The 1,704-nt window shown below is 61.8% G+C and carries 4 protein-coding genes; 3 read left to right on the top strand and 1 reads right to left on the bottom strand.

The window, feature by feature from the left end:
- On the bottom strand, nt 1-217 hold a 217-nt coding region (locus J0A65_RS22975; protein WP_206596624.1), incomplete at its 3' end, for a sigma factor.
- Nucleotides 218-484: 267 nt separating this feature from the next.
- On the opposite strand from J0A65_RS22975, the gene J0A65_RS22980 reads away from it, so the two are divergent.
- From J0A65_RS22980 to J0A65_RS22990, 3 genes are all read left to right on the top strand, one after another.
- Nucleotides 485-1,024 (top strand): cysteine hydrolase family protein, encoded by a 540-nt coding sequence (locus J0A65_RS22980; RefSeq protein ID WP_206596625.1) that lies wholly within the window; start codon nt 485-487, stop codon nt 1,022-1,024.
- 37 nt (nt 1,025-1,061) lie between these two features.
- A complete protein-coding gene (locus J0A65_RS22985) occupies nt 1,062-1,496 on the top strand; it encodes a GNAT family N-acetyltransferase (protein ID WP_037048234.1) in 435 nt (144 codons plus the stop codon).
- Nucleotides 1,489-1,704: hypothetical protein (locus J0A65_RS22990; RefSeq protein ID WP_206596626.1), on the top strand; the 216-nt coding region annotated here is incomplete at its 3' end. The genes J0A65_RS22985 and J0A65_RS22990, both read left to right, overlap by 8 nt.

A 1,704-nucleotide genomic window follows, 5' to 3' on the forward strand; every position in this document is an offset into this window, starting at 1 on the left:
GGCTGATGGCGCGATCATGGGTGATCTTGCGCAGCAGCGCCAAGGGTACGCGTACCGCCTCTTTCTCGGGCGACTCCAGCAGTTGCACGCAGACATCGTGCACCACCTCATGCGCGGCCTGACGGTCGCCGAAACGGCGGCGGACAGAGTCGACCAGCTCGTCATAATGCCGGGCTAGGGTCGAAATCAGGGACGGTTTGGCCGGAGCGTGAGGCAAGGGTTCGTGCGCGCTGGATGTTGGAAAGTGCGCGAATATAAATGATAACGACTAACATTTGAAGCTGCCCAACCAGGCAAAGTGCCACGAACGAACCGAGCTCCGCCTGATCGGATTGCGCACTGCACGGCCACCCTGCCCTGAGTTGCAAAGCGATGGTCGAGTGGCCGAGCAGGCGCTACCATCTGCCCTCCATGCATCGAACCAGGCCCCTGCCCCCTTGCCGGGCTTGCCCTGTTCCATGCATCAACTTCGTGGAGGGAAGCCATGTCGACTGCACTGCTGATCATCGATGTTCAACATGCACTGTGTACCGGAGAATACGCTGCGTTCGACAGCGACCGGGTGATCGAAAGAATCAACACACTCTCGGCGCAGGCACGGGCCGCTCACGCACCGGTTGTGCTGATCCAGCACGAAGAAAATGACGGCCCCCTGCGTTTCGACACCGCCCCCTGGCAGCTCGCCGACGGACTGACGACCTCACCGAGCGATCTGCGGGTTCGCAAGACCACGCCGGACGCCTTCCATCGCACCGACCTCACCCAGCTGCTGCAGGCACGGGATATCTCCCACCTGGTAATCTGTGGTCTGCAGAGCGACTTCTGCGTCGATACCACGACCCGCCGCGCCCTGGCGCTGGGCTACGAGGTGACCCTGGTCGAGGACGCCCACTCGACGGTGGACAACGGCGTCCTGACGGCTGCGCAGATCACCGCCCACCACAACGTCACGCTGGCCAACATGACCAGCTTCGGCAAGCGCGCCACCGTTATCCCAGCAGCCGATGTCCGCCTCCAGGCATAGCGCCTGGCCGTCCGTTTGCACCTATCGAGCGAAGCATATGACGACCTACTCCTGCGTGCTGGAAACGCCCTCCGTCGAGACCTACCGGGCGCTGCGCCTTGCCTCGGGGCTCAGCCCGAAAACCATCGAGGCCGCGCTGAAGGGACTGCCCAATACACTCTTCGCCGTACAGATCCTGCATGACGCGCAGCCGGTGGGCATGGGCCGCATCATCGGCGACGGTGGCTGCTTCTTTCAGGTGGTGGACATCGCCGTCCTCAAGGAACACCAGGGCAAGGGCCTGGGTAAACGCATCATGGGGGAGATACTGCAATACATCGAAGCCGAGGTACCCGAAAGCGGTTATGTCAGCCTGATCGCCGATGGCCAGGCGCAAGACCTGTACGCGCAGTTCGGCTTCGTCCATACCGCCCCGCGCTCTGTCGGTATGGCCTACAAGCGACCACAGGGCGTGGCGCCGGAAGATGCGTGAGGCTTGGCGACGAGGCGCAAACCAATCCCAAACAATGGACATGCACGGCGTGGCTCCTACCGGGCTGAGGAAAGTTTTTGCCTTCTCCACTTCTGCTGCTGGAAAATCGGCAGAGATCGGCCAGGCGTGGTCGCTTAGAAATGGACTCACTCCGCTCGTCCACGAGGGGTACGATTCAATTGTCATCAGGGAGGAATTGTTATGCGCT

This window comes from Bowmanella yangjiangensis, assembly GCF_017255015.1.
Taxonomy (GTDB): domain Bacteria; phylum Pseudomonadota; class Gammaproteobacteria; order Enterobacterales; family Alteromonadaceae; genus Bowmanella; species Bowmanella yangjiangensis.

What these genes read in the sequence shown, in the direction of transcription:
- J0A65_RS22980 (WP_206596625.1), top strand. Translation starts at nt 485, where the DNA reads ATGTCGACTGCACTGCTGATCATCGATGTTCAACATGCACTGTGTACC.
- J0A65_RS22985 (WP_037048234.1), top strand. Translation starts at nt 1,062, where the DNA reads ATGACGACCTACTCCTGCGTGCTGGAAACGCCCTCCGTCGAGACCTAC.